We start from the raw sequence: 5,796 nt of genomic DNA on the forward strand, positions 1-5,796 counted from the left end.
CTGCCCTGTATGCTCGTGTGCAGCTTTTTTTGCACGACTTCGCACACGAGACCGCGGGTGCAGCGCGCATCCGGCATTCCCTGCTCCCTCCTTCTTGAGGGACAACGACAGGCAAACCTCGGGCAAATCGTGCCGCGAGAACGTGGCCGTGTATCTGCTGTTCAAAGCTGAATCGAAACTCCCTCAACGTCATTGCGAGGAGCGCTTGCGACGAAGCAATCCATCTCACAACCGGCGCCGCCGCGAAATGGATTGCTTCGCGGAGCCTGTCATCGGGCGGCGCTATGCGCCGACCCGTTGGTTCGCAATGACGTTGATGGGCCGGATTGCTCTCGCGGAGCCTGTCGCTTTCAGAGGCACACTTTACCCCGGCAGCCAGCCCCGGATCGCCGGCAGGAAGAAGATGCCGATATTGATCGCAAAGCCGATGCTCCACAGGATCGAGCGCAGCGTCGGGCGGTTGCCGAGATAGGTGAAGACGTAGGCGATCCGCACGATCAGGAACAGCACCGCCAGCTCGTTGATCAGGTGCTGTGGCGCGGCCCGGAATTCCGCCAGCAGCACCGCGACGGCGAAGAACGGAAATGCCTCGATGCCGTTCTGATGCGCGCCCAGCGCCCGCGCGGCGATCGGGTCGTCATAGAAGCCGGGGTCGCGCGGTCTGGCGTTGTCGAAACGGCGGAACCCGATCCACTTGATCGGCACGATCGTCAGGAGATAGAGCATCAACGTTCCGAAAACGCACCACTCGGCGATCGTCATGGTTCCCCCCGATGCATCGGCCGATGCTTCGCTTGGCTCGGTAAAACGTGACAGTATCGAACCGGCCATTGTCTTGACAAGGATACCCCAACGCGCGAAGCCACAGGCATTATGACAGCAGTTGTAGCCATCGAAACCGCCAAGCCGGAAGCCAGGCCCGATGCCGAGCCTGCCGCCGGTATCAGCCCGGGACGCGTCGGCGTCCTGCTGGTCAATCTCGGCACCCCCGACACCGCCGACGCGCGCGGCGTGCGGGTCTATCTCAGGGAATTCTTGTCCGATCCCCGCGTGATCGAAAATCAGGGGCTGCTCTGGAAGCTGGTGCTGAACGGCATCATCCTGCAGGTGCGCCCCCGTCGCAAGGCGCGCGACTATTTGAAGATCTGGAACACCGAGAAGAACGAATCCCCGCTCAAGACCATCACCCGCGCGCAGTCCGAGAAGCTGGCTGCCGCCATCGCCGACCACGATCATGTCGTGGTGGACTGGGCGATGCGCTACGGCAACCCGTCGATCGCATCGCGCATCGAGGCCTTGACCGCGCAGGGCTGCGACCGGCTGCTGGTGGTGCCGCTCTATCCGCAATATTCGGCGGCGACCTCCGCCACCGTCTGCGACGAGGTGTTTCGCGTGCTCGCCGGGATGCGGGCGCAGCCGACGGTGCGGGTCACGCCGCCCTATTACGTCGATGCCGAATATATCGACGCGCTGGCGGTTTCGATCGAGGCCCACGTCAAGACGTTGCCGTTCGAGCCGGAGCTGATCCTGGCCTCGTTCCACGGCATGCCGCAGAAATACATCGACAAGGGCGATCCCTACCAGGCGCAATGCGTCGCCACCATGGACGCCCTGCGCCGGCGCATGGGCCTCGATGCCGGCAAGCTGATGCTGACCTTCCAGTCCCGTTTTGGCTTCGACGCGTGGCTGCAGCCCTATACCGACAAGACCATCGAGCAGCTGGCCAAGGACGGCGTGCGCCGCATTGCGGTGGTGACCCCCGGCTTTTCGGCGGATTGCCTCGAAACCCTGGAAGAAATCGCGCAGGAAAACGCCGAGATATTCAAGCACAATGGCGGCGAGGAATTTTCGGCAATTCCCTGCCTGAACGACAGCGAACCCGGCATGGACGTGATCCGCCAGCTGGTGCTGCGGGAGCTGCAAGGCTGGATCTAGAAGGCTGGATCTAGAAGGCTGGATCTAGAAGGCTGGATCTAGAAGGCTGGATCTGAAAGCCTGGATTTGACGATTAAGTGATGCCGGCGGCTTCGCCAGCGAAACGAGGCACTTGCCCGGCGACCGGGCGGTGACCCCTTGGCGGTCGCCAAACCCCTCCTTACCTGTATCCAAAAGGTTATACTGAACCGGCGCGGCCGGACTTCAGACCAAATAATAGACGTCCGCGAGCAACTGACTTTGCGGCTTTGGAGGATTTATGAGCGGCTTTGACATCTTCGCCATTGCATTCGTGCTGCTGGTTATTTTCACGCTGTTTGCCGGCGTCAAGACGGTGCCGCAGGGCTACGACTGGACCATCGAGCGGTTCGGCAAATACACCCGCACGCTGTCGCCCGGCCTGAACATCATCGTTCCCTATTTCGACCGGGTCGGGCGCAAGATGAACATGATGGAGCAGGTGATCAGCATTCCCGAGCAGGAGGTGATCACCAAGGACAATGCCACCGTGACGGTGGATGGCGTCGCCTTCTATCAGGTGTTCGACGCCGCCAAGGCGAGTTACGAAGTATCCAACCTCGATCAGGCGATCATCGTGCTGACCATGACCAACATCCGCTCGGTGATGGGCGCGATGGATCTCGATCAGGTGCTGTCGCATCGCGACGAGATCAACGAGCGCCTGCTGCGCGTGGTCGATGCCGCGGTGTCGCCGTGGGGATTGAAGGTCAACCGTATCGAGATCAAGGACATCGTGCCGCCCGCCGATCTGGTCGAGGCGATGGGACGCCAGATGAAGGCCGAACGCGTCAAGCGCGCCGACATTCTGCAGGCCGAGGGCCAGCGGCAGTCGGAAATCCTTCGCGCCGAGGGCGCCAAGCAGGGCCAGATCCTGCAGGCCGAAGGCCGCAAGGAAGCCGCGTTCCGCGACGCCGAGGCGCGCGAGCGTTCCGCCGAAGCCGAGGCCAAGGCGACGCAGATGGTCTCTGAGGCCATTGCCAAGGGCGACGTCGCCGCGCTGAACTATTTCATCGCCGACAAGTACATCAAGGCGTTCGGACAGCTCGCGGACTCGCCGAACCAGAAAATCGTCATGCTGCCGATCGAGGCGATGAGCATTCTGGGATCGCTGGCCGGCATCGGCGAGATCGCGAAAGCGACTTTCGGCGAAGGCGCGGTTGCCGCCCAGGCCGCGCGCCGCGGCTCGGTGCCGAGCACCGGTCCGATCCCGCCGGCGGTGCCGCCGCAACGCTAAGAGTTGGTTCGATGATGAAGGTTGTCGCGGTTTGCTCCGTATCACCTCTCCCCTTGTGGGAGAGGTCGGATCGCATCGTCAGATGCGATCCGGGTGAGGGGTTACGGACCATCGATAGACCTGAACCCCTCACCCCAACCCTCTCCCACAAGGGGAGAGGGGGCGCACTGCCGTTTTGTTTTCCAGGTCGATAACGAGAAAGAATAGAGGGTCACACGATGACCGAGATGTTTTACACGCTTGGCACCTGGAACTGGCTGATCTTCGGCTTCGTCCTGATGGCGCTGGAGTTGCTGGCGCCCGGGGTCTTCATGTTCTGGCTCGGGCTCGCCGCCCTGCTGGTCGGGCTGTTGTCGTTCGCGATTGCTCCGTCCTGGCAGACCCAGTTGCTGATGTTCGCGGTGTTCGCCGTCGCCGCAGTGCCGCTGTGGCGGCGGGTCGCGCGCAGCAACAGCAGCGTCAGCCAGAGCAACCCGTTCCTCAACAAGCGCACCGACGCGCTGGTCGGCCGGGTGTTCACGCTGGAAAAGCCGATCATCGACGGCTCCGGCACGGTGAAAATCGACGATACGATCTGGCGCGTTGCCGGCCCCGATGCGCCGGCCGGCAGCCGGGTCAAGATCGTGCAGGCCGACGGCGCCAGTCTTACGGTGGCGGCGGCCTGATCAATGCGAGCCCAGTCTGCTCCATCGTTCGGCGAAGCGGTACAGCGGCAGGAAATTTTCCGCCAGGTCTTTTCCGAGCCCGGTGAGGCGGTAGCCGTCACCGGCGACGAGCTCGACAAAGCCGGCTTCGCGCAATTCGGACAGCCGCGCCTGCAGCACGGTCGGCGAGGCCTCGTCGCAGGCGGTGCGCAGGGCGCGCGAGGTCAGCGAGCGGTCGTCGCGCAGCTCCCAGATGATGCGCAGGCTCCAGCGCCGGCCCAGCAGGTCGAGCAGCGCCATGACCGGGCGGCCGGAGCTCGAGCCGCGGACGGTGCGTTTTTTCATGGCTGAACCCTGTTTCGGCATCGGCGGCTCCCTTGCGGCGCGCTACAAATAGTGTAGCGTAGTGCTACGGTTATTGTAGCAATCGGAGTTGCCGATGTCACGCCTTGCGCCGCTTGAGCCGCCTTACGCGGCGGAGATCCAGCAGCAGTTCGACCGCATCATGCGCGGCGCGCCGCCGCTCGTGCTGTTCCGCACCATCGCCGTGAGCGCGCGCGCCTGGGAGAAATTTTCCGCCGGCGGCCTGCTCGACCGCGGCCCGCTGAGCCTGCGCGAGCGCGAAATCGTCATCGACCGCACCTGCGCGCGCACGGGTTGCGAGTACGAATGGGGCGTCCATATCGCGGCCTTCGCCGCCGCCGCCCGCCTCACCGATGAAGAGGTCCGCGCCACCGTGCTGGGCGAGGCCACGGATCCCTGCTGGTCGGTTGCGGAGCAGGCGCTGCTGGCGGCAGTCGACGCGCTGCATCTGCGCGCCACCTTGAGCCACGCGGAATTCGCCGCGCTCTCGGCGCATTACGACGAAGCGCAGATTCTGGAGATCATGCTGCTGTGCGGCTTCTATCGCACCGTGTCATATCTGGCCAACGGGCTGGCGCTGCCGCTGGAAGCCAGCGCGGCGCGGTTTCCGACGGCTTAGCCGCGAACCGTAGGGTGGGCAAAGCGCAGCGTGCCCACCACCTTCGTTAGCGCAAGGGATGGTGGGCACGGCGCAAGCGCGCCTTTGCCCACCCTACAAAGCCACTACGCCACACCAGCCCGCAGCACGTCGTGCACATGCACGATGCCGACCGGCTTCTTGCCCTCGGCGACGATCAGCACCGTCACCGCCGGCTTCGACGAATTGATCGTCTCCAGCATTTCGGTGGCGAGCATGCCGGGCGGGATGGTGCGGGGATTCCGGGTCATGACCTCGTCGACCAGGGCCGTCATCAAATCGGGGCGCATGTGGCGGCGCAGGTCGCCGTCGGTGATGATGCCGGCGATCTCGCCTGAGGCATCGACGATGCAGACGCAGCCAAAACCCTTGGTCGACATCTCCACCAGCGCATCCGACATGGGGGACCCGAGCGGCTTGATCGGGATCGTCTCGCCGGTATGCATGATGTCGCGGACGAATTTCAGCATCGCGCCCAATTTGCCGCCGGGGTGGAAATTGGCGAATTCCAGCGCGGTAAAGCCGCGGCCCTCGAGCAGCGCGATGGCGAGCGCGTCGCCGATCGCGGCCTGCATCAGCGACGAGGTGGTCGGCGCCAGATTGTGCGGGCAGGCCTCGCGCGCCTTCGGCAGCTCCAGCACGATGCGCGCGGCAGCACCGAGCGAGGAGGCGGCGCTGGAGGTGACCGCGATCATCGGAATCGCGAAGCGGCTGGAATAATTGACGAGGTTCTTCATCTCCGGCTGCTCGCCGGACCACGACAGCGCGATGATGACGTCATCCGGCGTGATCATGCCGAGATCGCCATGGCTGGCTTCGGCCGGATGCACGAACAGGGCCGGCGTGCCGGTTGAGGCGAAGGTCGAGGCGATCTTGTGCCCGACATGGCCGGATTTGCCCATGCCGGTGACGATGACGCGGCCCTGCGCGGCGCGGATCAGGTCGATGGCGGCGGCGAAGCT

At 64.1% G+C, this 5,796-nt stretch carries 7 protein-coding genes; 4 read left to right on the forward strand and 3 right to left on the reverse strand.

Features of this window, described 5'->3' with window-relative positions; genetic code table 11:
• Positions 1 to 363: 363 nt before the first annotated feature.
• Positions 364 to 762 (reverse strand): MAPEG family protein, encoded by a 399-nt coding sequence (locus Q7T45_RS11680; protein WP_304870851.1) that lies wholly within the window; start codon positions 760 to 762, stop codon positions 364 to 366.
• 111 nt (positions 763 to 873) lie between these two features.
• On the opposite strand from Q7T45_RS11680, the gene hemH reads away from it, so the two are divergent.
• The 3 genes from hemH to Q7T45_RS11695 all read left to right on the forward strand — a co-directional run bounded on the left by hemH (position 874) and on the right by Q7T45_RS11695 (position 3,855).
• Complete coding sequence (hemH, locus tag Q7T45_RS11685; protein WP_304870852.1) at positions 874 to 1,935, forward strand: ferrochelatase; 1,062 nt, start codon at positions 874 to 876, stop codon at positions 1,933 to 1,935.
• Between the two features lie 259 nt (positions 1,936 to 2,194).
• Complete coding sequence (locus Q7T45_RS11690) at positions 2,195 to 3,190, forward strand: SPFH domain-containing protein (protein WP_304870853.1); 996 nt, start codon at positions 2,195 to 2,197, stop codon at positions 3,188 to 3,190.
• 218 nt (positions 3,191 to 3,408) lie between these two features.
• Positions 3,409 to 3,855 carry an NfeD family protein gene (locus Q7T45_RS11695; RefSeq protein ID WP_304870854.1) on the forward strand — a complete coding sequence of 149 codons (447 nt, stop codon included), beginning with the start codon at positions 3,409 to 3,411 and terminating at the stop codon, positions 3,853 to 3,855.
• Here the strand turns inward: Q7T45_RS11695 and Q7T45_RS11700 are convergent, their stop codons facing one another.
• Positions 3,856 to 4,200, reverse strand: a complete 345-nt coding sequence (locus Q7T45_RS11700) for a helix-turn-helix domain-containing protein (RefSeq protein WP_304870855.1) — start codon at positions 4,198 to 4,200, stop codon at positions 3,856 to 3,858.
• A 73-nt stretch (positions 4,201 to 4,273) separates the two neighbouring features.
• Here Q7T45_RS11700 and Q7T45_RS11705 point away from each other — a divergent pair, with 73 nt between their 5' ends.
• Complete coding sequence (locus tag Q7T45_RS11705; RefSeq protein ID WP_304870856.1) at positions 4,274 to 4,816, forward strand: carboxymuconolactone decarboxylase family protein; 543 nt, start codon at positions 4,274 to 4,276, stop codon at positions 4,814 to 4,816.
• 104 nt (positions 4,817 to 4,920) lie between these two features.
• On the opposite strand, the gene Q7T45_RS11710 is transcribed toward Q7T45_RS11705, so the two are convergent.
• Positions 4,921 to 5,796: SIS domain-containing protein (locus Q7T45_RS11710; RefSeq protein ID WP_304870857.1), on the reverse strand; the 876-nt coding region annotated here is incomplete at its 5' end.

Origin of the sequence: Bradyrhizobium sp. (assembly GCF_030646015.1) — a bacterium.
Taxonomy (GTDB): domain Bacteria; phylum Pseudomonadota; class Alphaproteobacteria; order Rhizobiales; family Xanthobacteraceae; genus Bradyrhizobium.

Coding starts and splice junctions, on each gene's coding strand:
- hemH (WP_304870852.1), top strand. CDS start 874: ATGACAGCAGTTGTAGCCATCGAAACCGCCAAGCCGGAAGCCAGGCCC.
- Q7T45_RS11695 (WP_304870854.1), top strand. CDS start 3,409: ATGACCGAGATGTTTTACACGCTTGGCACCTGGAACTGGCTGATCTTC.
- Q7T45_RS11705 (WP_304870856.1), top strand. CDS start 4,274: ATGTCACGCCTTGCGCCGCTTGAGCCGCCTTACGCGGCGGAGATCCAG.
- Q7T45_RS11680 (WP_304870851.1), bottom strand. CDS start 762: ATGACGATCGCCGAGTGGTGCGTTTTCGGAACGTTGATGCTCTATCTC.
- Q7T45_RS11700 (WP_304870855.1), bottom strand. CDS start 4,200: ATGCCGAAACAGGGTTCAGCCATGAAAAAACGCACCGTCCGCGGCTCG.
- Q7T45_RS11690 (WP_304870853.1), top strand. CDS start 2,195: ATGAGCGGCTTTGACATCTTCGCCATTGCATTCGTGCTGCTGGTTATT.